24 protein-coding genes are annotated in these 25,697 nt (G+C 54.1%); 19 read left to right on the top strand and 5 right to left on the bottom strand.

The genetic code is table 11. The features are described from left to right. The first annotated feature begins 4 nt into the window (after window positions 1-4). From ADICEAN_RS05000 to ADICEAN_RS04970, 8 genes are all read left to right on the top strand, one after another. A complete protein-coding gene (locus ADICEAN_RS05000; protein WP_009194448.1) occupies window positions 5-1,390 on the top strand; it encodes a RagB/SusD family nutrient uptake outer membrane protein in 1,386 nt (461 codons plus the stop codon). Between the two features lie 120 nt (window positions 1,391-1,510). Further along, window positions 1,511-2,158 carry an SDR family oxidoreductase gene (locus tag ADICEAN_RS04995; protein ID WP_009194447.1) on the top strand — a complete coding sequence of 216 codons (648 nt, stop codon included), beginning with the start codon at window positions 1,511-1,513 and terminating at the stop codon, window positions 2,156-2,158. Window positions 2,159-2,326: 168 nt separating this feature from the next. Next, entirely contained in the window at window positions 2,327-2,956 is a 630-nt protein-coding gene (locus ADICEAN_RS04990; RefSeq protein WP_009194446.1) for a phosphoribosyltransferase, read from the top strand. 2 nt (window positions 2,957-2,958) lie between these two features. Further along, window positions 2,959-3,603, top strand: coding sequence for a dienelactone hydrolase family protein (locus ADICEAN_RS04985; protein ID WP_009194445.1), 645 nt, complete (start codon window positions 2,959-2,961; stop codon window positions 3,601-3,603). 286 nt (window positions 3,604-3,889) lie between these two features. Next, window positions 3,890-5,599, top strand: a complete 1,710-nt coding sequence (locus tag ADICEAN_RS04980) for a cytochrome c biogenesis protein CcdA (RefSeq protein ID WP_009194444.1) — start codon at window positions 3,890-3,892, stop codon at window positions 5,597-5,599. Window positions 5,600-5,625: 26 nt separating this feature from the next. Further along, entirely contained in the window at window positions 5,626-6,186 is a 561-nt protein-coding gene (locus ADICEAN_RS23680; RefSeq protein ID WP_009194443.1) for a thioredoxin family protein, read from the top strand. Between the two features lie 125 nt (window positions 6,187-6,311). Further along, window positions 6,312-7,460 (top strand): hypothetical protein, encoded by a 1,149-nt coding sequence (locus ADICEAN_RS04975; protein WP_009194442.1) that lies wholly within the window; start codon window positions 6,312-6,314, stop codon window positions 7,458-7,460. A 92-nt stretch (window positions 7,461-7,552) separates the two neighbouring features. Beyond that, the gene (locus tag ADICEAN_RS04970; protein ID WP_009194441.1) at window positions 7,553-8,224 is read left to right on the top strand and encodes an endonuclease III domain-containing protein; all 672 of its coding nucleotides are present in this window, start codon (window positions 7,553-7,555) and stop codon (window positions 8,222-8,224) included. 481 nt (window positions 8,225-8,705) lie between these two features. On the opposite strand, the gene ADICEAN_RS04965 is transcribed toward ADICEAN_RS04970, so the two are convergent. The 5 genes from ADICEAN_RS04965 to ADICEAN_RS04945 all read right to left on the bottom strand — a co-directional run bounded on the left by ADICEAN_RS04965 (window position 8,706) and on the right by ADICEAN_RS04945 (window position 13,418). Then, on the bottom strand, window positions 8,706-9,389 hold the full coding sequence (locus ADICEAN_RS04965) for a TIGR02117 family protein (RefSeq protein ID WP_009194440.1): 684 nt from the start codon (window positions 9,387-9,389) through the stop codon (window positions 8,706-8,708). Window positions 9,390-9,535: 146 nt separating this feature from the next. Next, window positions 9,536-10,378 (bottom strand): SDR family oxidoreductase, encoded by an 843-nt coding sequence (locus ADICEAN_RS04960; RefSeq protein WP_009194439.1) that lies wholly within the window; start codon window positions 10,376-10,378, stop codon window positions 9,536-9,538. 81 nt (window positions 10,379-10,459) lie between these two features. After that, window positions 10,460-11,029, bottom strand: a complete 570-nt coding sequence (locus ADICEAN_RS04955; protein WP_152426318.1) for a TetR/AcrR family transcriptional regulator — start codon at window positions 11,027-11,029, stop codon at window positions 10,460-10,462. Window positions 11,030-11,205: 176 nt separating this feature from the next. Next, a complete protein-coding gene (chrA, locus tag ADICEAN_RS04950; protein ID WP_009194437.1) occupies window positions 11,206-12,375 on the bottom strand; it encodes a chromate efflux transporter in 1,170 nt (389 codons plus the stop codon). Between the two features lie 71 nt (window positions 12,376-12,446). Then, window positions 12,447-13,418: an isopenicillin N synthase family dioxygenase gene (locus ADICEAN_RS04945; protein ID WP_040396271.1), complete on the bottom strand. Its 972-nt coding sequence runs from the start codon at window positions 13,416-13,418 to the stop codon at window positions 12,447-12,449. Between the two features lie 120 nt (window positions 13,419-13,538). Between ADICEAN_RS04945 and ADICEAN_RS04940 the strand changes: the two genes are divergently transcribed. From ADICEAN_RS04940 to porN, 11 genes are all read left to right on the top strand, one after another. Next, window positions 13,539-14,384 (top strand): hypothetical protein, encoded by an 846-nt coding sequence (locus ADICEAN_RS04940; RefSeq protein ID WP_040396269.1) that lies wholly within the window; start codon window positions 13,539-13,541, stop codon window positions 14,382-14,384. A 507-nt stretch (window positions 14,385-14,891) separates the two neighbouring features. Next, complete coding sequence (locus ADICEAN_RS04935; protein ID WP_009194434.1) at window positions 14,892-15,791, top strand: BamA/TamA family outer membrane protein; 900 nt, start codon at window positions 14,892-14,894, stop codon at window positions 15,789-15,791. Continuing rightward, entirely contained in the window at window positions 15,758-16,597 is an 840-nt protein-coding gene (locus tag ADICEAN_RS04930) for a BamA/TamA family outer membrane protein (protein WP_083879674.1), read from the top strand. The genes ADICEAN_RS04935 and ADICEAN_RS04930 overlap by 34 nt, the downstream gene beginning before the upstream one ends. Window positions 16,598-16,655: 58 nt before the next feature. Further along, a complete protein-coding gene (locus tag ADICEAN_RS04925; RefSeq protein ID WP_009194432.1) occupies window positions 16,656-17,630 on the top strand; it encodes a glycosyltransferase family 4 protein in 975 nt (324 codons plus the stop codon). 41 nt (window positions 17,631-17,671) lie between these two features. Next, entirely contained in the window at window positions 17,672-18,841 is a 1,170-nt protein-coding gene (locus ADICEAN_RS04920; protein WP_009194431.1) for a DUF4271 domain-containing protein, read from the top strand. 34 nt (window positions 18,842-18,875) lie between these two features. Beyond that, the gene (locus ADICEAN_RS04915; RefSeq protein ID WP_009194430.1) at window positions 18,876-19,655 is read left to right on the top strand and encodes a uroporphyrinogen-III synthase; all 780 of its coding nucleotides are present in this window, start codon (window positions 18,876-18,878) and stop codon (window positions 19,653-19,655) included. A 107-nt stretch (window positions 19,656-19,762) separates the two neighbouring features. Beyond that, on the top strand, window positions 19,763-20,713 hold the full coding sequence (locus tag ADICEAN_RS04910; RefSeq protein ID WP_009194429.1) for a PorP/SprF family type IX secretion system membrane protein: 951 nt from the start codon (window positions 19,763-19,765) through the stop codon (window positions 20,711-20,713). Window positions 20,714-20,897: 184 nt separating this feature from the next. Then, window positions 20,898-21,938, top strand: coding sequence for a T9SS ring complex lipoprotein PorK/GldK (gene porK / locus ADICEAN_RS04905; protein WP_009194428.1), 1,041 nt, complete (start codon window positions 20,898-20,900; stop codon window positions 21,936-21,938). A gap of 37 nt (window positions 21,939-21,975) precedes the next feature. Then, on the top strand, window positions 21,976-22,806 hold the full coding sequence (gene porL, locus ADICEAN_RS04900) for a type IX secretion system motor protein PorL/GldL (protein WP_009194427.1): 831 nt from the start codon (window positions 21,976-21,978) through the stop codon (window positions 22,804-22,806). Between the two features lie 51 nt (window positions 22,807-22,857). Further along, entirely contained in the window at window positions 22,858-24,447 is a 1,590-nt protein-coding gene (porM, locus tag ADICEAN_RS04895; RefSeq protein WP_009194426.1) for a type IX secretion system motor protein PorM/GldM, read from the top strand. Between the two features lie 22 nt (window positions 24,448-24,469). Beyond that, window positions 24,470-25,363: a type IX secretion system ring subunit PorN/GldN gene (gene porN / locus ADICEAN_RS04890; protein WP_040396266.1), complete on the top strand. Its 894-nt coding sequence runs from the start codon at window positions 24,470-24,472 to the stop codon at window positions 25,361-25,363. Window positions 25,364-25,697: the final 334 nt, after the last annotated feature.

The raw sequence follows: 25,697 nt of genomic DNA, 5'->3' as shown, positions 1-25,697 counted from the left end.
TTATATGAAAATTGTCAATAGATACTCGGTAATGCTTCTCACAGGTCTTACACTTATAGTGGGCGCATGTGAGATTGAAGAAATAAACGATCCGAATAACCCCTCCCTGGGTAGTGTGCTCACCAACGCCTCTAAGCCTGAGCTACAGGTATTGGTTACGGGATTGGAGGCTCGAAATAGAGGATATGTTGAAAATGCAAATCAATTGTTTGGTTCTTTTGGGCGAGAGGTACTGCCCTATTTCGGTTCTGACCCTCGCTTCCCCAATGAATGGCTTGGACTAGGGATTGCAGAAACCTATCCGGATTTTTTTGCTTCAGCAGGTACCTATGTACAGCCGTACTTGGCAGTAAAGCAGGCAAACGTACTTATTCAAGCTGCTGAAAACAGTACAAATATTACTGAAGACGAACGTTTCGCATATACAGGTCTGGCTAAAACCATCAAAGGGTTTCAGCTTATTTGGCCACTAATGCAGCAATATCAAAATGGCATTCGAGTTGATGTCACCAATCCTCTGGATCCTGGCCCCATCCTTGAGTATGATGCCGCTTTAAGTGAAATTAGAGGTATTCTGGCTGATGGCGCAGCCGACCTGCAAAGGGTGTCAGATATGGAAGCGTTACCTTATAATCTTACTGCGGGTTTTGCGGGGTTTGAGAGTATAGCAGGCTTATTGGAAATTAATAATGCAATTGCCGCCAGAGTTGCTCTCTATGATGAGGATTTTACCGGAGCCCTTCAGGCACTGGAAGGTTCATTTATGGATCTGAGTGTGACTACGCCTGAGGGTCTACAACGAGGGCCTGTACATATTTGGGGAAATGCACCTGATCAGCCCAATCCCTTATATTATCCTCTGGATAGACAAACAAGCACTATTTTAATCGTCCATCCAGCCATGATTGATGATGCACTACCCGGCGACAGAAGGCTTGAAAAATTTGCTCGGCGGGTTGAAAACCCTGCTTCGAATGCGAACATCAAGCTGGCAAGTGGCGAGCTTATTCCTGGGGAATATCAGGATGCCCGCTACCAAAGCCCTTCGGACCCCACACCTTTTATTCGTAATGAAGAGCTAATCCTAATTTATGCAGAAGCGCAGGCACGTAAATCCCCTATGGATCTGGAAGAAGCAATCCGAGCTGTCAATATTATACGCAATATTTGGGGGTTGCCTGATTATCAAGGTGAGATGACGCAAGATGCAGTGATAGATGAAATACTCTTTCAGCGGCGGTATTCTCTCTGGTTAGAGGGGGGGCACCGATGGATTGACCTGCGGAGAACAGGACGTCTTAATGCGAATTATGTTGATATGAGGGCTCAGGGAAATCTGTTTACACAAGTAGCCCGACGTTCCAGCGAAACTAACTGGAATTCCCGCTAAATGAGATGACCTAAAAACAACTCCTGTCCGGATGTGTTAACTAAATACCAAAAATGGTAGGCCCAGGCTTACCATTTTTTCATCTTTTTAGTTTAGATAACGCAGACCAGATTTTTTGATATGAAAATACTTGTAGCAGGATCCCATGGAAAAGTAGGGCACCACCTGGTAAAAATGCTGAGCCAAAAAGGCCACGAGGTGCTTGCCATGATACGCGACTCCAGCCAGGCCGACGAAATGCAGCAGCTGGGCTCCAAACCCGTTGTGGCCGATCTGGAAAAAGATAAGACCTTTCCGCTGGAGGGGGTCAATGCCGTGTTCTTTGTGGCCTGCTCCGGACCCGATACCGGCGAGGATAAAACCCGGGCCGTAGACGAAAAAGGCGCCATCAAGCTCATTGAAGATGCCTATAAGCACAAGGTGCAGCGTTTTATCATGCTCAGCTCCATAGGTGCCGATGACCCCCGCAAAGGACCCAGCGACCTAAAACCCTACCTGGAGGCCAAGCACCAGGCTGATAAGGAGCTTAAGTTCAGTGGTATTTTATTTACCATTCTGCGCGCCAGCCGGCTTACCAATGATGCCGGTACCGGCAAGATCCGCGTAGCCGATAAGCTTGAAAATCATGATGGCAGCATCTCCCGGGAAGATGTAGCCAAAACCATGGTGGCCTGTCTGGACATTCGCCATACCGAAAACAAAGTGTTTGAGCTGACCAGCGGTGATTCGCCCATAGCCGATGCACTGGTGAACCTGCCACTGGTATAACCCCTCCCGCTTTAACGCCATTTATGAAAAGCCACTTTTTGCAAAGTGGCTTTTTTGTGTTTACTTTAGATAACTAGCTGACATTCTGTGGTCTAGCCTGGGGTGTGCCGGCCTGCAGACCGGCCCTATTTTTTTGTAAAGCCTTTTTTTACCTAAACCACCAGCGCCATGTTTACCGACCGAAAAGAAGCCGGCCAGGCCCTGGCCAGCCGCCTTGAGCACTTCAAAGACCAGCAGGGGGTGGTAGTAGGGGTCCCCCGCGGGGGCATTCCCATTGGCTATGAGATTGCCCAGGCGCTGGGCTGGCCCTTGGAGATTGCCCTGTCTAAGAAAATTGGCCATCCCACCAATAAAGAGTACGCCATAGGGGCGGTAAGCCTGAATGGTTACGTGGTGAATAGGGACATAGCAGTGCCGCAGGAGTATCTGGAAACTGAAATCGCCCGTATCCGGCAGGCGCTGGAAACTACCTACCACACCTACCTGCAAGACCAGAACCCCCTGCCCCTAAGCGGCAAAACGGTAATTCTGACAGACGATGGGGTAGCCACCGGCCACACGCTGCTGTCGGTTATAGACCTGCTCCGGCGCACCAAGCCAGCCAGGCTGGTGGTGGCCGTGCCCGTATCGGCCCCGGAGGCCCTTAAAAAAATTGAGGCAGTAGCCGATGAGACCCTTTGCCTGGCCAGCCCCCGGGAGTTTCGCTCCGTTGGGCAGTTTTACCAGGCCTTTGACCAGGTAGCCGATCAGGAAGTGGCAGCACTGCTGCACAAACGCAGAAATTTTAGACCCCGCTAGGCATGCAGATAATCCGGGAAGCACTAACCATACCCGTAGGCAGGCACATTCACCTGGAAGGTGAGCTGATCCTGCCCGATGAGGCCACCGGCCTGGTACTTTTCTCCCACGGCAGCGGCAGCAGCCGCCTTAGTCCCCGCAATCAGAAAGTAGCCAGGCTGCTGCAGCGGGCCGGGCTGGCCACGCTGCTTTTTGATCTGCTCACCGAAGAAGAGGACCAGCGGTATGAAAACCGCTTTGATATAGCGCTGCTGGCCGGTCGGCTCGTAAGTGTTACGCGCTGGGCCGGCAATCTCAATGAGCTGCAGGCCCTGCCCATCGGCTATTTTGGGGCCAGCACCGGAGCAGCCTCGGCCCTGATGGCAGCCGCCCGCCTGGGGGAGTATGTGCAGGCAGTGGTGTGCCGGGGAGGCCGCCCCGACCTGGCACTGCCCGATCTGCCCGCAGTAACAGCCCCCAGCCTGCTGATCGTGGGGGCGCTTGACCATGAGGTGGTGCAGCTAAATGAGACTGCCCTGGCCCGGCTCTCTTCTCCCAGCCGGCTGGAGGTGGTGCCCGGGGCCGGCCACCTGTTTGAGGAGCCCGGCAAGCTGGAGCAGGTAGCCCAACTGGCCGCCGACTGGTACCGGCGTTACCTGCAGGCCTGAGCAGGTATGCGTAATCATGCCCCCCTCCGGCGGGCCTTTTCCCTGCAGCGTGGCGGCCTGCCGGCACCAAAGCCCCAGAAGTAAGGGAAGATCTGGCTACCATGGGGAACAGAGCAAGGAGAAGAACGGGATGCCGGGCAGCCACAAGATGATGACATATAGCAGGTTTGAGCATCAAGGAGGAGGGTGCGAAAGCAGGAGCTTGCCCTCTTTGTGACAAAGGGCACAATTTTTTATGGCCTGATTGTGTTACTTTTGCAGAGAGATCTTCCCAGAACGCCTCGTTATGAAACTAGCTGCCCCCATCCTGTTTGTTCTGCTAATGGCCTTTGGCCTGCCTGCTTTTGCCCAACTGGGCCAGTCGCCGGGCAGCCAGTCGAAAATGATGCAGGCCCCGCGCTGGACGGTAGCGGTAAGCCCTGCTTCCGTAACGCAGGGAGGGGAGGCAGAGCTGATCATCCGGGCGCAGCTGCCCAAAGACTGGTACCTCTATTCCTCTGATTTTGATCCCGAGCTGGGGCCTACCGTTACCGAGTTTGCCTTTGCCCCCCACGCCAGCTACCAGCTGCAGGGCGGGGTACGGCCCATTGGGGCCAGGCGCAAGTACGATGAGATCTGGGAGGGCGAATACACCTATTTTACCGGCACAGCCGAGTTTCGCCAGAAGGTAAAGGTACTACAAGCCAATCCGAAGATCAGCGCTACGGTGAGCTACCAGATCTGCTCCGATGTTACGGGGCAGTGCATTCCCTTTGATACCGATCTGGCTATTCCGGCTATTGCCGTAAGCGGAACAGCCGCCAGCCAGCAGGCGCCCGAAGAGCAGATCCAACCCCCCAAACAGGGCGAAAAGCAGCCCCAGGAAAAGAGCGTAGGCACGGGTGGCCTGGAGCGCCAGCCCGGCAATACCATACCCCTGGAGCAGCCGGGCGCGCCCAATTCTTCCCAGCCGGGCTCAGATCAGGGGTCTAGCCCCGAACCTGCGGGTCAGGACCAGACCCCTGCCGGCAGCCAGCCGTTTCAGCAGGCAGCGCCTGAGGTTGCTGCTGCAGAAGGGGAGGTGCCCGTACGGCGCCTAGCCCCCTTTGACAACCCCTATAATGTTGAGGCCGAAGGAGCAGAGAAGCAGGGGATGTGGGCCCTGTTTCTGGTCTCCCTGCTGGCAGGCTTTGTGGCCCTGCTGACCCCCTGCATCTACCCTATGATTCCCCTTACGGTTACCTATTTCATTAAAATGGGGGAGAAGAACCGCCGCAGGGGGGTGCTCTATGCGCTGGGGTATGGACTTTCCATTATCCTGATCTATGTGGGCCTGGGCGTAATATTTGCTAAGGTGTTCGGGGCCGATTATGCCAATGAGCTCAGTACTCACTGGCTACCTAACCTGCTGTTCTTCTTTATCTTTCTGCTCTTTGCCCTCTCCTTCTTTGGCCTTTTTGACATTACACTGCCCAGTAGCTTTGTGAACAAGGTAGACAAGCAGGCCGACCGGGGTGGGCTCATAGGGGTGTTTTTTATGGCTTTTGCCCTGGTGCTGGTGGGCTTTAGCTGCACCGGCCCCATTGCCGGCACCATCCTTATCGAAACAGCCGACGAGATCGGGCTGAAGTCCATTGTGTCTATGCTGGGCTTTTCGCTTGCCTTTGCGCTGCCCTTTACGCTTTTTGCCATTTTTCCGGGCTGGCTTAGCTCACTGCCCAAAAGCGGCGGCTGGCTCAATTCGGTAAAGGTGGTGCTGGGCTTTCTGGAGCTGGCGCTGGCCCTTAAGTTTTTGAGCGTAGCCGACCAGACCTACCACTGGGGCCTGCTGGACCGCGAGGTATACCTGGCGCTCTGGATCATCATCTTTACCCTGATGGGCTTTTACCTGCTGGGCAAGCTGCGCATGCCGCACGATAGCCCAAAACAGCATACCTCGGTGCTGGGCCTGATTATGGCCATTGGTACCTTTGGCTTTGTGTTCTACCTGATCCCGGGCCTGTTTGGCGCCCCCTGAAGGCACTTGCGGGCTACCTGCCCCCCATGAGCACGCATGATTTTAACCTGGTGGCCATTTTAAAGGGCGAAGAAAAAGCGGAGCTGCCTGCCCTGTGTGAAGTACCCAAATTCGAGGGCTTGCTGCACCTGCCCCACGGGCTGACGGGCTATTTTGAGTATGAGCAGGCGCTGGCCTGTGCCCGGGCGCAAAACAAGCCGCTCTTTATCGACTTTACCGGCCATGGCTGTGTAAACTGCCGGGAAATGGAGGCCACTGTCTGGAGCGACCCCGCCGTGCTGCGCCGCCTGCAGGAAGAGTTTGTGGTGGTGGCCCTCTATGTAGATGAAAAAAGCCAGCTACCCGAAAGCGAATGGTACATCAGCGCCTACGACAACAAGCTCAAAAGCTCCATCGGCAAGCAAAACCTGGATTTTATGATCCAGCGCCTTAATGCCAATGCGCAGCCCTATTATACCCTGGTTGATCCTGTTACCGAAGCGCTGCTGGCGCCGCCCAAGGCCTATGATCTGGAGGTGCAGAATTTTGTGGAGTTTCTGGATGAGGGCCTGGCCCGTTTTCGCCAAGCCCCTGTGGCACAGAAGTGAACAGAAGTGAAATAATATTACAAGAGCCCCAGCCGTGCTGGGGCTTTTTTTATTATTTGATGCTCATTACAGAATTGGCATTATTTCTGTATTTACCAGTACACACTCTCAATCCTTACCCGCGTATGAAGCAGGCTATACACATACTCGTTGTTTTGCTGGCTCTGGCCGCTGTTGGCTGCAGCTCCGGCAAACAGTCCTGGGAAAAGGGCAACTACTATGGTGCCACCCTGCAGGCTATTGACCGGCTTAAGAAAAACCCCGATCACAAAAAATCATCCGAGGTGCTGCGCCAGGCCTACCCGATGGCGGTAGAAAAGCTGGAGTCGGATATCATCCACCTCAATACCCTGCAGGGGGCCAACCGCTGGCGGGGCGTGGTAGATCGCTATGAGCAGCTCAATACGCTCTACGATGCCATCCGCCATACGCCCGGTGCCCTAGCCATTATTCCCAACCCCCGCCACTATCACGCCCAGCTGCGCGATGCCCGCGATATGGCAGCTGCCGAAAGCTATGCCGCCGGCCAGCTGGAGCTGAACAAGGGAACCCGGGAGGCCGCCCGCCTGGCCTACGACCATTTCAGGGCCACGCACTATTATGTGCCCAACTACCGCGACAGCGAGCAGAAAATGGCTGAAGCCCTTTACCTGGCTACCTTAAAGGTGCTGGTAGACCAGATCCCCGTGCCGGGTCGCTATGCCTTCGATGCCAACTACTTTCAGGATCAGGTAGAGGCCTTCCTGCACAATACCCGTCCGCAGCACCAGTTTGTGCGCTTCTATTCACAGCCCGAAGCTGAGGCTGAGCAGCTCAAGCAGCCCGATCATTACGTACGCATTCAGTTTGATGAATTTATCATCGGCGAAACGCATACCTCCGAATTGCGGGAGCAGCTCAAGCGCGATAGTGTGCAGATTGGTACTGTTAAGATCAAAGGTGATTCGGTAGTTCCCGTATATGGCACGGTAGAAGCCAAGCTTACCAAGTTCCGCAAGGAGATCATTTCCAGAGGCCGCGTAAGCATGTACATTGTAGATGCCCGCACCAATGCCGTGCTGCAGCACCGCCAGTTTCCGGGCGAGTTTGTGTGGTTCAGCGAGTGGGGCTACTTCAATGGCGATGAGCGGGCGCTGGAGCCCAAGCATAGAAAGATCGTAGAGCAGCGGGATGTGCCTCCTCCGCCGCCGCAGGAGATGTTCCACAATTTTGCCGCCCCCATCTTTAACCAGCTTACGGTGGCCTGCCGGCAGTTTTACGGACAGTATAATTAAGGGAGTCCTATAAAAATAGAGAGCCCTGCCACCCCTGGCAGGGCTCTTTTTTTATTAAACCATCTACCCCTCAACCAGCTTGTATCTGGCATATGGAGATGGAAAAAGAACCCCTCGATATCGACCGAATGGTGCTGCTGCTGCGGCAGATGACGGCCCCCCTGCCCCCTGCCGCCCTCTTTGATCTGTACGAGCGGGGCTACACCAGCCTGTTTGAGCAGCTGGTGGCCTGCCTGATCTCCATCCGCACCTTTGATGAAGTAACCACGCCGGTATCCCTGCGGCTGTTTGCCCGGGCCCGCAGCCCACGGGAAATGCTGCAGCTGAGCCCCGAGCAGCTGGCTGAGCTGATCCAGGAAAGCTCCTATGCCCGCAACAAAGCCGCTACCATTCTGGAAATAGCCCGGCAGGCCGAGGAGCAGTATGGCGGTGAGCTGCCGGCAGATTTTGCCCTGCTGACAGGTTTTAAGGGGGTTGGCCCCAAATGCGCCGGCCTGGCCCTGGGCATTGCTGCACACCAACCCTACATAGGCGTGGATATTCATGTGCACCGGGTGAGCAACCGCTGGGGCTATGTAACCCAGCAAACACCCGAAAAAACCTGGATGGAATTGCAGCAAAAACTACCGAAGCAGTACTGGGTAGAGATCAACAAGCTGCTGGTACCCTTTGGCAAGCACATCTGCACCGGCCGCCTGCCCCATTGCTCCACCTGCCTGCTGCTACCCATGTGCCGGCAGGTAGGGGTGGAAAAGCATCGGTGAGGTGGCGAATCGCAGTGTACCTAGTGGTGAGAGTTAAAGGATTTGTTGGTGAAAAACACCGACAAAGGGGAGCGCCGTGAGAGAAGAGATACTACCCAGTCCAGTTGTTGGTGTTTTCACCAACAACGCCTCTGCAGCATCTTTCAGCCAGCCGACTTAGGAAATCAGCTTTGCAGGTGACAAAGGTTACTAAACGAACGAAGCATACAGAATAGATAAGCCGCTGGAGTTGTTGGTGAAAACACCAACAATTGGGAAGGTATTGGTGAAAACACCAACAACTGGATGCCCCCTACCAAATACCTAATCTCCAGTTCTCTATACCCCATACTCATTACCGGCTACCAACAATCCTTAGTACCCCGGTTCTCCATTTTCAACAGTAAGGCTGGCCCGCCGGCTACAATATGAAAACCTGTCCAGTTGTTGGTGTTTTCACCAACAATACTAGACTGGGAAGATCGCTTCTACTCGCTGCCCACTACTCTTCCAAATGATACATCACCCCCCAGTCGAAGGGCGCCCAGCGGGCGGTTTTAACCCCAATTTTCTGTAGCCCCTCGTTTACCCAGTTGTTGCAGGTGTAGAAGAGGGTGTAGCTTCCCCGGGCTTCGTAAAAATTATCATAAGGGGAATAGCCAGCCCCCGGGATCAGCAGCAGCTCTCCGGATGCGGTGCGGGCAAAGCTCTGCTGAATATAGGCCACCAGCTGCCGGTACTGCTCCGGGCTCAGGTACAGGCGTCGACTATCCTTGCCTGTGGCAGGGGCATGGGGGTAGTAGGTCACATGCATGGCTGTAGGGCTGGGCATAAACAGGGCCCGGGCGGCCGTGCCGGGCGTCAGGTCGCTCCACTGCGGGGTATGGAGGTAAAAGCCCTGGTCGCCCCAGCCAAAAGCCACATAGCGAAAGCGGCTATCGGCACCGGTATAGTCCCTGAGGGGTAGCAGCTGACGCCAGTCGATCACCTCCGTCTGCACCGGCACCCGAAAATCGGCATGCACCCCATTGGTGGTAATGTACACCGCTACCCCCTCGCTTTGCGGATGTGCATCGGCATTGGCGGGCAGAAGGGCCAGCAGCCAGGCGAGCCCTACAAAGAGCAGCAGCAGGGCCAGCAGACTTAGCAGCAGGACATAGAAGTATCTGAACAGCCGTCTTAGCATGGGGAACAACAAGGAGTTGCAGGACTAATGATAGTAAAATCCGGAGAATTTCACCACCCCTGCCTGCCCTCCGCTGCCCGCCTGCAGGCAGCCTGCGCCTACATGAGCATTGCGGACCTTACCCCTGCTGTAATGCCAGGGGAAGCTTATTGATTTGGCATCCCCTGCTTGCGGCCGCGCTCGGCCACCCGACGCACCATGCCCATAAACAGGGTGGTAGACAGCAGCCGGCGCATGAGCAGAAGTGCGGCCGTGCCCCGGCCTGAGGCATAGCGGAGCCTGCTTTTGCCATCGGTGGCGGCGCTATAAATGGTTTTGGCCACTACTTCGGGCCCCTCAGCCCGGGCGGCTACCTTGTCCATCAGAGGCAATACGGCCTGCTGGTAGGGGGTGTAGGCGGTAAGCCCTTCTTTGGTGACCAGGTCCTGCGAACGATCATAGAAATCGGTTTTGATGGGTCCAGGCTCAATAATTTTTATCCGTATGCCCAGAGGGGCCAGCTCATACTGCAGCGATTCTGAAAAACCCTCAACAGCCCACTTGGTGCTGTGGTACAGGCTGTAGAGCGGAAAGGTAAGCCGGCCGCCCACGGAGGCCACATTGATGATGGTGCCCTGCCCCTGCTGGCGAAAATAGGGGAGCACGGCCCGCACCACCTGCATCAGGCCAAATACATTGGTATCGAACTGCCGCTGGATCTGCTCCGGGCTGGCTGCCTCAAAGGCCCCTTTTATGGCGTAGCCGGCATTGTTCACCACCACATCCAGCCGGCCAAAATGGGCCAGGGTATCGGCAAGAGCCTTCTCGATGGATTCGGGCTGGGTTACATCCAGGGAAAAGAGACGGATGCCCTGCTGCTGCTGCAGCTCGGTTTCCAGCTCGGGCCGGCGCATGGTGGCTGCAACATTCCAACCTCGTTGGGCAAAATAAAGGGCGCTGGCTTTGCCAATACCACTGGAGGCGCCGGTAATCAAAACAGTCTTTTTCATCTTTTTTGTATTGAATATTCATTCTATGCGTACGTGCTAAAAAGAGTGAACGTACAGGTTCACTCGAGGGAGAGGGGGGCCTTAATTGATTTTCACACTATCCCAGCAGGATTGGATGGCTTGCTGCAGGCGGGTATCGGTAATCTCAAGCTGGCCGGAGAGCTGCAGTTTGGCCACCGAAACTACATGCCCGTACACCAGGGCAGTGATCAGCTCCTGCTCCATTCCCCGCAGCACCCCCATCTCCATGCCCTGCAGCAGAAAATCTACTACCGGCTTATAGAACTGCTGGTTCTCTTCTTTGGAGGCCTGACTGATATAAGGCGAATTCGCGTATTGCTCCAGAAAGCCAAATTCGTCCGGGTGCTGGATGAAGTGCGTATAAAGATTGCGGTAAAAGCGGAAAAAGCGCTCCCGGATGTTGCTGCTGCCGGCATCATTCTGCAGCAGGGCAGCGCCCATCTTTTGCTTGAGCTCAGCATAGAGCTTGTTGATGAGTTCTTCCTTGCTGCTGAAGTAGTGGTAAATGGTGCCGGCTGCTACCCCTGCCTGCTTGGCCACCATTGACATGGGGGTGGCATGAAAGCCATGTTCGGTGATCAGCTGCATGGTGGCCTGTAAGATGGCTTCTCGCTTATCGGTTATTTTCATGTATTGAATATTCATTCGATATGCAAAGCAAGTAGTAATTTGCCAAAGTACCAAGGCTGCCCCCTATTTTTTTTGAAAAAAGTCTAAAAAGCCCTTCTGCCGTATGTACCGAACTTGTGCAGGGGGTCAGTAGCCGAAGTGTTTGCGCCTATAGGGGGTAGAAGAAAGGGAAACGCTTACAAGAGAAAGCCTGCCAGCAGGCCCACCAGCACAATCAGAAAGGAAGGCACCCGGGTGAGCAGCAACAACCCAAAGGTGAGCAGAATAAAGCCGATGTTGAGGGGGGTACTTTCAATGGGCTCAAAGAGCAGAATGGCCGCCCCAATCACCAGTCCGGCCGAGGCCGCATTGATGCCTACCAGGGAGGCTTTTACCGGCCGGTACTGTTTTAGCCGGGTCCAGAAGCGGATCACAAAAAAGATCAGAAAGGTGCCGGGCAGAAAAATACCCGCAGCTGCCACCAGGCCGCCCAGCAGCTCGCCGGAAAGACCGTGCTTTTGCATGCTCATGGCGCCGATGTAGGCCGCAAAGGAGAAGGTGGGACCGGGCAGCGACTGGGCAATGCCAAAGCCGGTCAGAAACTCCTCGGAAGTCAGGTAGCGCTTAAATTCCACAAACTCGGTATACATCAGGGGTACCAGCACCTGGCCACCGCCAAAGATCAGGCTGCCATTCCGGTAAAAGTTCTCAAAGAGCCGCACCGGCAACCAGCGGGTATAGTGGCCCACTACCGCAGCGGCAATAAGTACCCCTGCCCAGAGCAGAAAGTTGGACCAGTTTACCTTAAAGGGAGCTTTTACTTCCTTGGGATGCTGCTTATAATCAAAGGCCGTAACCACCCCGGCGGCCAGCAGCAGGGCCGGAAACACAAAGGGGGTACGAATGTAGTACGAGACCACGGCAGCCACCACCATCAGAAAAATGCTTAGCCTGGAATTGATTACTTTAAAGCTGATGCGGTAGGCGGCAAAGGCCACAAAGCCCACGGCAATGGGCTGAATGAATTTGGTGAAGTGCAGCGATACGCCATTTTGCTCAAGCCAGTGGATGGCAATAGCGGCCAGGGTCATAAAGCTTACGCCCGGCAGCACCCAGACCAGCAGCGTCAGGTAGGCCAGGGTAGGTCCTCCCAGCCGAAAGCCAATGGCGGTAATGGTTTGGGTAGAGGTAGGCCCGGGCAGAATCTGGCAGAGTGCGTTGAGTTCAATGAGCTCCTGCTCGCTCAGGTAGCGGCGCTTGTGCACAAAAATATCGAACATCATGGCAAAGTGCGCCTGCGGACCCCCAAAGGCCGTAAGGGCAAACAGGAATACCTCCTTTAAAAAAATATAGTGCCTGAGACTCATGAGCGGGAGTCTTCAGGCACTATAGGGGAGGTGCGTATGCGTTTATGCCCGCAGAGTGGCATAGGCTGCGCTTATTTCTTAAGTCCGATTTCGGCCAGACGCTGGTTCAGGAAGTCGCCGGCAGTAATGTCGTCGTACTTCTTGGGGTGGCTGGCATCCACGCAGCTTGGCAGCACCGTCAGGTCCATTTCGGAGCGCGGGTGCATAAAGAAGGGGATGGAGAAGCGGCTGGTGTTCATTTTTTCACGTGGCGGGTTTACCACACGGTGAATGGTGCTCTTCAGGTAGTCGTTGGTATGGCGGGCCAGCATGTCGCCCACGTTTACCACCACCTGCTCGGGCAGGGCCGTAATGGGAATCCACTGGCCATCGCGGCGCAGTACCTGCAGGCCGTCGGCGCTGGCGCCCATCAGCAGGGTGATCAGGTTAATATCGCCATGCTCGGCAGCCCGTACGGCATCGGCCGGTACGCTGTCGGGATTTTCGATGGGGTAGTAATGGATGGGGCGCAGAATGGAGTTGCCGTTGCGCACCTTATCCTCAAAGTAAAACTCATCAAGGCCCAGGTACAGGGCAATGGCCTGCAGCATGTGCTTGCCGGCTTTCTCAAGGGTTTTGTAGGCGGTAACGCACACCTCTTCCATTTCGGGGATCTCGGTGGGCCATACATTGTCAGGGTACTGGCTGCGGATGGGGTCGTTGCCCTCCACCTCCTGGCCTACGTGGTAGAACTCCTTCAGATCGCCTGTATTGCGGCCTTTGGCATGCTCTTTTCCTTTGGGGGTATAGCCCCGCTGTCCGGCCAGGTGGGCCAGGTGGTACTTCATCTTTACCTCGTCGGGCAGGGCAAAGAATTTTTTAATGGTAGTATAGAGCTGGTTGGTAAGGGCATCGCTAAGGCCGTGGTTTTTGATCGCCACAAAGCCAATGTTCTGATAGGCACGGCCCAGCTCTTCTACAAACCGCTGCTTCCGCTGTGGGTCGCCGCTCAGAAAATCTGCAAGGTCCAGCGAGGGAACCTCATCGTATAATACCTGACTCATAATGGTTTCTGCTCGTTTCTTTCGTATGGTAAATGAGTAGCGCAAGTTAGCAGTTTTTCAAACAAATTCTATTTTTATTACTTTAGCTATAGATAGCGAACGATCAACCAAACAGCCACTATGAATAATTCACTATTTTTTTCCTTTTTGATGGCAGGCGCCCTGCTAACCGCCTGTGATTCCGGCACCAATCGGGATGCCGAACAAGCCGCAACCGACACTACCGCCACCTCTGTAGACGCTGGCAACAGCGCGCAATCTTCCATACAGCTTACCAAAGGAGAAGATTCGCCCGAATTTCCGGATGCCATGCTGGAGCAGATACAGCCTACCGATGGCCAGAAATTTCGCTCCGAATCCGTTACCTTCCGCTACAACATCAAGAATTTCAAGCTCACTGAAATGACCGAGGATGCCCACAACAAAATGCTGGCAAACTCACAGCAGGGGCAGCACATTCACCTGATTGTAAACAACGATCCCTATGATGCGCTCTACAAGACCACCCATCAGAAAGAGCTGAGCGCCGGCCATTATGTAGCGCTTTCCTTCCTGAGCCGCTCCTATCATGAGAGCATCAAAACGCCCGATGCCTATGTGCTACGCCAGTTTACGGTTGGCAATGCCGAAAACAAGAATGTAGACCTTACCCAGCCCCATATGTTCTACAGCCGCCCCAAAGGCGAGTATGAGGGTAAGGATACCGAGCGCATCATGCTGGATTTTTACCTGGTGAATGCCGATCTGCAGGAAAACGGCCACAAGGTACGGGCCACCATCAACGGGCAGGAGTTTATGATCAATGAGTGGAAGCCCTACTACATTACCGGCCTGCCCATGGGCGAAACCACCATTCAGCTGGAGCTGCTGGACGGCAACGGCAATCGGGTAGAAAGTCCTTTTAACCCCGTAACCCGTACCATCACCCTTAAGGAAGCAAGCAATCCTCAGGCCGCGGCGCACTAACAAGCCGGGCCCGGCACACAAATATACATACCTGCCTAAGGTATAGACATGAGTCATCCCGAATTTTTTAGCGGGACACTTAATAAAAAAGGCCTCAGAATGAATCTTGAGGCCTTTTTTATTAAGGTAGGCTGTCATCTCGACCAGCGCGGCCGCCGCGCGGGGAGAGATCTTGGAAAGTTTTTAGTAATGAGTTGTCCTATGCCGGATCTCTCCCGCTGGTCGAGATGACGTCCCTTCTTTATGTTTTTGGGCTAGAATACAGTAATCTAAGGCTGTTTTAGCCATTTAGAAAATTCGGGATGACTCATGTTTGTGTATTCTGGTAATGCATACTCATTCACTGGTGCTAAAACGCTCGTGCGAGCTAGCAGCTGGTACTTCCAGTTGAATGGGTAAACGTACGAGCTGCAAGCTCGCACGAGCGGAGGTTAGGGCTTCTATTGAATAGCCATCATTCCATAACCCTCATGAAATGGATGAGGTAAATTCCGTACTTTAGGGGGAATGAATGGGAGAGCCCTTATACTGCTTGGCCTGTGCTGGCTGCTGCTGGCTCCCCTCTGCCATGCCCAGCACCTGCTGCTGCTGGAACCGGCCGGTGCGGCAGAGGGAGCACTCCTGAGCCGCTACCGCTACCAGGCGCAACAGCCCGATTCGGCTACGGCCCTGCGGGAGGCCCGTACGGTGCTGCAGGCCCTGCAGGCCGAGGGTTATCTGCTGGCTCAACTGCTCCCCTTACAGCAAGGGCCAGACAGCAGCCGATACCTGCTGGCGGCAGGCGAGCCCTTCAGCTGGCTGCAGCTGCGGCCCGGTAATGTAGAGGAACGCATGCTGCTGCAGGCGGGCTACCGGGAGCGCTTTTACCGGCAGAAGCCCTTTTCCTATCAGCAGGTTTCGCAGCTGATGCGCCGCCTGGTAGAAGCGGCCGAAAACAGCGGCTACCCCTTTGCCCAGGTACGGCTCGATTCCCTGCAGATAGTGCCCGGCAGCATAAGCGCTTCGCTCTACTACGACCCGGGTCCCTACATTACCTTTGACTCGCTGCAGCTTACGGGCGATGTGCGCATCCGGCAGCGCTTTCTGGCAGCGCACCTGGGTATTGAGCCCGGACAGCCCTTTAGCCAGCAGCGCATAGCCGAGGCCCTGCAGCGGCTGGAGATGCTGCCCTACCTGCGGCTGGCCGAGCCGCCGCGGCTGAGCTTTCAGAACCGGGAGGCGCGGCTGTGGCTCACCCTCCGCCAGCGGCCTGCCAACCGCTTCGATGGCATTCTGGGCCTGCAGTCGCGCCCCACAGGGGGTGTACTCCTGACCGGGCAGCTGGACCTGCTGCTGCAGAACCCCTTTGGCGGCGGCAAGCTGCTGGCGGTTAACTGGCAGCGGCCAACGAAGAATCGCAGCAGCTGAAACTGGCCTACCGGCATCCTTACCTGCTGGGCTCCCCCCTGAGCCTGGCGCTGGAAGGGGGGTTGCTCAAAGAGCAGCAACAATTCCTGAATCGTATGGCCTCCGTGCAGCTGCAGAGCCGGCAGGCAGGGGGGCTGTTGCTGGGGCTGGAGTACCAGTTTAAGGATGCCCGCCTGCTGGATGCCGCCAGGGGCCCAAACCTGGCTAGTTTCAGGCTGCATAAGTGGGGCCTGCGGGCCGAGTGGAGCCGGCTGGACAGCCGGCTGTTTCCCCGCCAGGGCTACCGGCTGGAAGGAGGGGTGCTGGCCGGTCCCAAGCAGATCACCGCCGTACCGGACGGAAGCCCTGTTAGTACAGGCAAAAGCCTGCAGCTAAGTGCCGAGTGGGCCGCCGAGCGTTACTGGCGGCTGGCGCCCCGCACTACGCTGGTGCTGCAGACCCAGGCAGCCTTTTTGCAGGATGAGCGCCTTTTCTTGCCCGACCTCTACCGCCTGGGTGGGCTGCAGTCGATCCGGGGGTTTCGGGAGCAGTCGCTCTTTGCGAGCCGCTACGGGTTGCTGCAGGCAGAAGTGCGGCAGCAGTTCGGAAACTCTTCTTTTTTGTTTTTGTTCTATGACCAGGGCTGGCTCCACTACCGCCTGCCGGATACCCGCTATGAGGACTGGCCCGCCGGCCTGGGCAGCGGGCTGAGCCTGCAGACCAGTGCCGGGTTGTTCAGCCTGGTATATGCCCTTGGCCGTCAGCAGCATCAGCCGCTGTCCCTGCGAAGTTCCCAGGTGCATTTTGGGTATACCAGTCGCTTCTGACTGGTTTTGTGTTGCCGGAAATTTGGTGTACTTTTGGTATTGGATAAAAGCCGTTTCTATGTACTTGAGTCTGCTGATTGCTTTTGTGTGGGCGCTGATTGTTTCTCTCTTTACCGTACCCTCTGTAATACGTGTTAGTCATAGCAAAAAGCTGTACGACGAACCCAATCATCGTACCATCCACGAGATGCTGACCCCCCGCCTGGGCGGCCTGGCCATCTTTGCAGGCTTTATGTCGGCAGTCACCATATTTGGAAAATTCGGAGATGGTGTGCAGCAGTTGCTGGCCGGCTGCATTGTCATGTTCTTTATCGGTGTTAAGGACGATATCATCTCGGTATCGGCCTTCAAGAAATTCTTTGTGCAGATCATCGCCACCTTTATTGTTATGTTCATGGGCGATGTGCGCATTACCAGCCTGCAGGGCTTTTTAGGCATTGGCGAGCTGGAGCTGGGCATCAGCTACCTGTTTACCTTTCTGGTGATTGTGGGCATTACCAATGCCATTAACCTTATTGACGGGCTGGATGGCCTGGCCGGTTCCATTATTCTGCTCATTGCCCTGTGCTTTGGTACCTTCTTTTACTTTTACAGCATTGAGTATGCCTTTGTAGCCTTTTGCCTGGCAGGGGGTATTCTGGGATTTCTGCGCTATAACATGTACCGGGCCTCCATCTTTATGGGCGATACCGGCTCGCTGGTCTCAGGCTTTGTGATAGCCGTGCTGGCCATTAAATTTGTAGAGCTGCGGGCGGTGCCGGCAGCGCCGGCTACGGCTGTGGCCATTCTGTTTATTCCGGTATTTGATACGCTGCGGGTGTTTGCCATGCGCATTGGCAATGGCCGCTCCCCCTTCAGCCCCGACAAAAAATCACCTGCACCACCGCTTTCTGCAGCTGGGCCTGCCCCAGATCATGGTAGTTACTCTCATGATCATGATCAACCTGGGGGTAATTGTAGGTACCATCTGGTTTGCAGACATGGGCAATACCGGCCTGCTGCTGGCGCAGATTGGGGTTGCGGCGGGCATTAGTATTTTGCTGGCCATCTTTGGCAGACAACAGCCTAAAATCTATGCCAAAGCATAAGTGTTACCTGCTGCTGGTACTGCTGCTGGGGGTGGCAGGGCCTGCTTTTAGTCAGTTGCTGCAGGTGCAGGGGCGCCAGTATGCCATAGTGCACGATCTGGAAGCCGACCTGCTGGTGTACGACGATGATGTAGAAAGCTACCTGCCCTATGTGCGGGGCACCCCTTTTCTGTCAAATGCGGCCACCTTCTGGCTGCCCCTGCACCAGTACCAGAGCTACCTGCTGCTGATTGGCGCTCCGCCAGAAGCCTCCCTGCTGATCAATCAGAATGTAGTAGCCCACTACCCGCAGGGGGGTAGTTATGTGTACCCGGTCGACAGCCTACGCAGCCTCTATGGCGATAGTTGCCTGGTAACCCTGTACCGCTACCCCCTGTCGCTGCCGGAGGTGCAGCTGGCGGTGGTAGGCCAGCAGAGCCTGCCCGTAACCGAAAGCCATGTGGGCGAACAGTTCTTAAAAGTACAGGAGCGGCCCTCCCGCAATTTCGATAACTTCTTTGTGATAGCCCTGGTGCTGATCCTGGCAGGGCTGGCCATGCTGCGCAACCTTTTTCCGCGGGTGTTCAGCAGTTATTACAGCCTGGGGGAGGTGCTCTCAGATCGGATGCCCAATTCCAGCTCGGCCTTTGCCTATAAGCTGGGGGGGCCGGGGCAGCTGCTCTTTATTGTCGTATACAGTGCGCTTTTTGCCTTTCTGCTGCTGGTGCTGCTGCATGCGGCCGGCTACTGGCCCGAGCTGGGCTGGCTGGGGACCGATCCCGGCTTTGGGGCCTACCTCTGGAGCTGGCTGCGGCTGGTGGCCCTGGTGCTGCTGCTGCAGCTGATCAAGTACTTTATGCTGCAGATCATGGCGGGCATCTTTAACTTTCAGGAATTTGCCTCGGTGCATTATTTTGATTTTCTGCGCATCTCCCAGATGTTCTTTTCCATGCTGCTGGCGGCGGTAGCGGTGGTGTTTCTGAGCCTGCCCATGCAGGTGTCGGCCGGCGCCAGCCTGTTGTTGAAAGTAGTGCTGATCTTTGCGCTGCTGCGCATAGGTCTGATCTTTTTTAAACTAATGCAACTGGCCAACTTTAGAAAAACCTATTTATTTTCTTACCTTTGCGCCACAGAAATACTGCCGCTTCTGGTTGGTCTTAAGCTACTTATTGATTAGTCTGATCTGCCTTGAGCAAACTGTTCGAATCCACATGACACAAAAGGAAAAAGAGCCCAAACTGAAAGAAGTCCGGAGCATTCTGGTATCTCAGCCAAAACCCAGCGACAGTAAATCTCCCTACTACCAGCTGGCGGAGAAGTACAAGCTGAAGGTGGATTTCCGGCCTTTTATCCAGATCGAGCCTGCCGATATCAAGGACTTCCGGAAGCAAAAGATCGATATACTGGCCCATACGGCGGTGATCTTTACCAGCCGCAATGCCGTAGACCACTTTTTTCGTCTGGCGCAGGAAAGCAAGGTAGAGATACCGGCCGACATGAAGTATTTCTGCATCTCCGAACAAACTGCAAACTACCTGCAAAAATATATTGTGGTGCGCAAGCGCAAGGTGTTTACCGGCTACCGCACTGCAAACGATCTCATTGAGATCCTCAAAAAGCATAAGAACGAGAAGTACATCTTTCCCTGCTCGGATATTCGCAAGGAAGATATTCCGCAGTTTATGGAGGAGAACGGCTTTACTTACAGCGAGGCCATCATTTACCGCACCGTAGCCAGCGACCTCTCTGACCTGGCCGATGTCAATTACGACATCATAGCCTTCTTCAGCCCTTCGGGTATCAACTCGCTTTTTGTGAATTTTCCGGATTTTGAGCAGAAGGAAACACGCATTGCCGCCTTTGGGCCTACTACCGCCAAGGCGGTGCTGGATGCCGGCCTGCGGCTGGATATTGAGGCTCCGCACCCCAATGCCCCTTCTATGACCGGCGCCCTGGAGCTCTATATAAAAAAGGCGAATAAAATTAAATAGGAAATATTACATTTCGCGCAGACTTAACTTCCTACTCTATAAATTAGCAGAAAATCCGGTATATCCGGATTTTTCTTTTATATTAAGAGCACAACCATCCCAGGCTTATGAGGAAGATATACAGTTTATTGCTCACCCTTGTTTTGGTGGGGGGAGGCAAGGTACTGGCGCAGCAAGATGCTCAGTTTACGCAGTATACATTTAATACCCTGTTCTACAACCCGGCCTTTGCAGGGGTAGAGGGGCTTACGCGTCTTACGGCTGTACATCGTACTCAGTGGGCTGGCTATGGCTACGGAAATCCTACCACACAGGTAGTCAGTTTCAACACCCCCATCTACCGCCTGAGCAGCGGCTTTGGGGCGCACTTTGTGCAGGACCGCCTGGGCCCTGAATCTACCCTGCAGCTGCAGGGCTCCTATGCCTACCACCTGCACCTGAAAGAGCTGCGTACCAAGCTGAGCTTTGGAGCACGCCTGGGCGCCATTGCCAAGTCCATTGACAACTCCAGGTTTCAGGCCAATGACATGGATGACCGCCTGCTGCAGATTGGGCAGGCCTATGAGATCCAGCCCGACTTTGGGGCAGGGGTGTACTTCCGCTCTGAGAAGGTGTTTGGCGGGGTAGCCTTCAGCCACCTGGTGAAGAGTGAATTTAAATACGCCAGCGACCTGGCCACCAACCCGCTGGAGAATCACATGAACTTTATCTTCGGCTATGATTACGAATATGGCCGCAAAGTAACCATTACCCCCTCGATGCTGGTACAGACCGATTTTAACGGCTATAACTTTACCCTCTCGACAATAGGTAACCTGGATGATAAATATTGGGCAGGATTGTCTTTTCGGCAGGGGGAATCAATAAACATTATTACGGGTTATAGCGTACTAAAGGACAAATCGCTCCGGTTTGGGTACTCCTTTGATATGGTGATCAAGGGGATGGATGCAAAATCCCGTGCAGGATCGCACGAAGTTGTGCTCAGTTATACCCTGCCGCAGGCAACACCCAACAGCAAAAAAATTATACGCAATCCAAGATTTAGGCACGAATAAGCCAATAAAAATCAGGACTTTGCGTTACCAGAGACAGAATATACAGGTGTAGTTATTTTTCTGCAATTCCGGCTAAATATTACAAGCTACAGATTTGGGCCGGTATTGACAGGTATGGAAGAGTGAGACCCTATAATTTTGGGTCATACAGGTGAGAAACAGATGTTAAACAATAAAAGGTGTTATGAATAAAGTGCTATCCCTCAGGAAAGCTATTACCTACTGTATGATAATAGCTTCGGCAGCTTCTATCCAAAGCTGCGGCCTGTTCGGTGGTCGATCTGGTGAAGACTACGGCGAATTGGTGGGTGTACAAGGCCGCGAAGGCTGGACCCCGACTACGCCGTATGGTATGGTGGTTGTGCCTGCCGGTACGTTCCATATGGGACAGGCCGAGGAAGACATTGCCCAGACCCAAATCAACTTCAACAAGCAGATTACCATCGGCAGCTTCTACATGGACGATACCGAGATCACCAATAACGAGTATCGCCAGTTTATGAACGCCATGCTCGAAGATTCTGTGAGCACCCTCGGCGAAGATTTCATCATGCAGCAGCTGTATCCCGATACAACCGTGTGGATGAAGGACTTTACCCACCACATGGGCGATCCGCTGACAGAATACTACTACATGCACCCCGCCTTCGACGACTACCCTGTAGTAGGTGTGGACTGGGTAGCCGCCAAAACCTTTACCAAGTGGCGTACCGACTATCTCAACGAGTACCGCAAAAGCCAGGGCGAGTTTGTAATGCCTGCCTTCCGCCTGCCTTCTGAGGCTGAGTGGGAATATGCCGCCCGTGGCGGCCGGGACATGGCCACCTATCCCTGGGGTAACCCCTACATCCGCAACGCAAAAGGATGTATGCTGGCCAACTTTAAGCCAGGGCGCGGGAACTACTACGATGATGGTTTCGCTTATACCTCTCCCGTACAATCTTATTTTGCAAATGACTTTGGTCTCTATGATATGGCCGGTAACGTAGCCGAATGGTGCGAAGATGCCTTCAACCCCGCTGCTGTACCCCTTGTTTGGGACCTGAACCCTACTTACTTCGATGAGAACGAACCACGCAAAGTAGTTCGTGGCGGATCCTGGAAAGACGTTTCCTACTATCTCCAGACCGGTACCCGCAGCTTTGAGTACCAAGACTCAGCTCGCTCGTACATTGGCTTCCGCTGTGCCATGACCCACATTGGCCGCTCAAGAAGTGATTTCTAATTAACAAGCTTCATCATAAACCCTAATCCTTAAGAAAATGAGCAGAAAGAAAGGTGGATTCATGAACCTGCTATATGGTTCTATCATGCCTAAAATTTACGGCATCGGTGCCGCCATCGTAATCGTAGGTGCCCTCTTCAAAATCCTTCACTGGGAAGGTGCAAACACCATGCTTTTCATCGGTCTGATGACTGAGGCAATTATCTTCTTCCTGAGTGCCTTTGAACCCAAGCACAGCGATCCCGATTGGTCTAGAGTATATCCCGAGCTGGCCGACGATTTTGACGGTGAGCCTACCAGCCGCCTGGCTGCCCAGTCAAATGGCAACGGTTCTATCACCAAGAAGCTGGACCACATGCTGGAAAGCAACAAGATCGGTCCTGAGCTGATCCAGAGCCTGGGTCAGGGCATGCAGAGCCTGGCGGTGAATGCCAAGCAGATGGCCAACCTGAGCAACGCTGCTGTAGCCACTGAAGAATATGCTACCAACGTACGTGGCGCTTCCAAGTCACTGGTAGAAATGAACAAGTCGTACGGCTCTACTGTAGAGGCCATGTCGGCTATGGCCAGCGCCAGCAAAGACGCCAAAGAATACCACAACCAGGTTCAGAACGTTACCAAGAACCTTGGTGCACTGAATGCGGTGTACGAAATGGAACTTCAGGATGCCAACAGCCACGTGAAGGCCATGAACAAATTCTACGCCAGCATCTCAAGCGCAATGGACAATATGGCCCAGGCCAGCAAGGAAAGCGAGCAATTCAAGAAAGAACTGTCTGCCCTTACCACTAACCTGAGCTCACTGAACAATGTGTACGGCAGCATGCTGACGGCCATGCGTAGCGGCGGACAGCAGCAAGCCCGCTAATCACTCCTAACCAATTTATCAGGTACTTAACCACAACTTAAGGAAAACCCAATGGCAGGAGGAAAAGAAACCCCAAGGCAGAAGATGATCGGCATGATGTACCTGGTGCTGACCGCCCTGCTCGCCCTACAAGTGAGCAACACAGTACTAGAAAAGTTCATCTTCATTAACAGAAGCCTAGAGCATACCGTATCCGAAACCAATACTGGAAACAGCAACCTTGTGTCGCGCATCCAGAAGCAGGTAGATGAATCCGGAAACCGTAAAGACGACGCTGCAGTATTGCAGACCGCCCGCGAAGTGCGGGAGCGCACGCAACAGATCATTGCCGAACTGAATCAGATCAAAGCAGATCTGGTACAACAGACCGGCGGCTTTGGTGAAGACGGCGTAACCCCCGTTAACATCAATGACGAAGAGGTACTGGCCAACCTGATGATCAATAAGAAGAAAGGCGAGGAGCTAAAAGCACAATTGAATGATTATGCTGCTTTCCTGCAGCAAAAATCAGGTGTGAAGACCGACCCGATCGCTTATGATGGTGCCGAGCACCCCATCTTTGCCAATGACCCTAACCAGAAGAGCAAGAACTTTGCCGAGCTGAACTTCGGACAAACCCCTCTTGTAGCTGGTCTGGCCACCATTACCCAATACGAAACCGAAGTGCTGATGCGCGAGCAAGCGGCCCTGGATGAGCTGGCCCGCAAAGTAGGTGCAGAAGACGTGAAGTTTGACCGCGTAGTACCCATGGTACTGCCAAACGCCCGGGTGGTAGCCGCTGGTACCAAGTATACGGCCGATATGTTCATCGCCGCTTCTTCTTCCAGCATTACCCCGGACATGTACGTAAACGGCAAGAAACTGCCTGTAGGTCCTGATGGCTTTGGTAAAGTTGAGTTTCCGGCCTCGGCCAGCAGCTACGATGCCGATGGCCTGGCCAAGCAAACCTACAAAGCGGAGATCCGTGTAACACTGCCCGGCGGCCGTGATACTACCTACACCAATACCATCGAGTACTTTGTAGCCAAGCCGGTAATTCAGGTACAGTCTGCTTCTGTGCAGGCCCTTTACCTGCAGTGCGGTAACGAGCTGAACGTGCAGGTACCTGCCCTGGGTACTGCCTACCAGCCAAACTTCACCGCCGATGGTGCTTCTGTACTGCAAGGCAACAAGCCTGGTATTGTAACCCTGGTACCGAACGCCAAGAATGTAAAACTGAACGTAAGCAGCGGTGGTACCTTCATTGGCAGCGAGAACTTTGGTGTACGCCTGGTGCCTAAGCCCGATATCATCCCTACCGATGGTGGCCGGGAACTGGATCAGAAGCAGGGAATCAAAGCTGCACAGCTGGGCCGTATTGTAATGCGTGCCGATGCTGACGCCAGCTTTAAGGAATTCCTTCCTAAAGATGCCCGCTTCCGTGTAACCGGTTATACAGTATACCTGGCCCGTGGCAACCGCCCCGTAGCCAACCAGAAAGTAAACGGACCAGAAGTAAACCTGCGTCAGTGGGCTGCCCAGGCAAGACCCGGCGACAGGATTGTAATAGAAGTGACTGAAGTGAAGCGGATGAACTTCCGTGACGAAGTGCTGGATGTGCCCATGGGTACTAAAACCTTCACACTTCCCATAAACGAATAAGGTGTTGTTAAAACAGGTGTATATGAAAAGATTTTGGTACATAGGTGCATTCGCCATGTTCCTGGCAGGAGCCAGCCCGGCTATAGCACAAGAGAGAGCCTCAGAGTACAATGAGAACTCTGTACGCCCGATACGCGAATCGGATATCCTCTTGAAAAAGCGGGTATGGCGCCGCATTGACCTGAAAGAAAAGCAGAACAAGCCCTTCTTTGCCTACAACAATGAGATCAGCAAGATCATGATTGAGGCGGTAAAGGCGGGGGTCCTTACTCCCTATGCAAATGATTCTCTGAAAACCCGCATGTCGCGCGAGGATTTCCTTGCCAACCTGCAGATGCCGGATACCGGCGGAGGGCTTACTGAGGAAGAAAAAGCAATGGGCTTTTCGCAGGAGAACAACAGCGGCTGGGATACCAGCGGCTGGGGCTCCAACAACAATTCAGGTGCTGCAGGAAACAATGCCGGAGCTTCATCAGGAGCGTCCAGTGCCTCTGCTACCGAATTCTTGCCCCGCCAGATCACTACCCTGGAGCTGATGGAAGACATGATCTTCGATAAGCGCCGTAGCCGTCTGTACTGGGATATTCAGGCCGTGAAGCTGGTAATCCCTGCCTCACAGTTTGAAACAGGCCTGTTGCGCGAAGTTGCCGTCTTTAAATACAAAGATGTAGAGCAACTGTTCCGCAGCATGCCAGGCGAAGCCATCTGGTTCAACCCGCACAACAGTGCCGGTCACCTGAACCTGGCTGATGCCTTTACCCTACGCCTGTTTAGCGGCCGCATCATCAAAGTTGCCAACCCTGATGACTCTATGCTGGTGGATATCTACAACCGCAGCAACAAAGACGGTCTTATGGCCTCTCAGTGGATAGAAATGCAACTGCTGGAACTGGAGCACGAGCTCTGGGAATTCTAACACACGTTCATAACATCTGATAATGAAAGAGCCGCCCTGTTGGACGGCTCTTTTTGTTGTAGAGGGAGCCTCCGCTTGGCGCTTCCATCCCTTAGCTACCCCAAAACCACCCCTGCCCCTCCTAATTCAGGAGGGGAATCGCTGCAGCTGAGCATTTTTACTGCCGCTACCGTAGTAGCTAAAGCTAACGTGAATTATGGATTAAGCTCTTTACCTACAGAAGGATAACGTACGAAATCCCCCTTGGCGAAGGGCGGCCCGCGTAAGGGGCAGGGGGATTGGTGACATTGTATTCGAGGCTTATTAATATCATAATGAACCTGACCAGTAAAAT

The sequence above is a fragment of the Cesiribacter andamanensis AMV16 genome (assembly GCF_000348925.1).
Taxonomy (GTDB): Bacteria; Bacteroidota; Bacteroidia; order Cytophagales; family Cyclobacteriaceae; genus Cesiribacter; species Cesiribacter andamanensis.
The sequence above is the reverse complement of the archived record's forward strand: the minus strand, read 5'-3'. Positions and strand labels throughout refer to the sequence as shown.